Genomic DNA, 266 nt, shown 5'->3' on the forward strand with positions numbered 1-266 from the left:
GTTTCATCTTCGCGATCTGCGCCGCACCGAACATGTCCTTCGTCGCCGCGGTTTCCGGCACGTGCAGCGTGACCACGTCGCTGAGTTCCAGCAGGTCGTCCAGGCTGACGGCCGGGCGGGCGTTGCCCAACGACAGCTTGGTCTCGATGTCGTGGAAGAGCACATGCATGCCCAGCGCTTCGGCCAGCACGCCGACCTGGGTGCCGATGTGGCCGTAGCCGATGATGCCCAGCGTCTTGCCGCGCACCTCGTGGCTGCCGGCGGCC

The 266-nt window shown here is 67.3% G+C and carries 1 protein-coding gene; it reads right to left on the bottom strand.

Annotated features, from left to right (window positions below; all coding sequences use genetic code 11):
- Window positions 1-266: NAD(P)-dependent oxidoreductase (locus OH705_RS27590; RefSeq protein ID WP_323873511.1), on the bottom strand; the 266-nt coding region annotated here is incomplete at both ends.

The sequence above is a fragment of the Pseudomonas sp. BJa3 genome, assembly GCF_026343815.1.
GTDB lineage: Bacteria > Pseudomonadota > Gammaproteobacteria > Pseudomonadales > Pseudomonadaceae > Aquipseudomonas > Aquipseudomonas soli.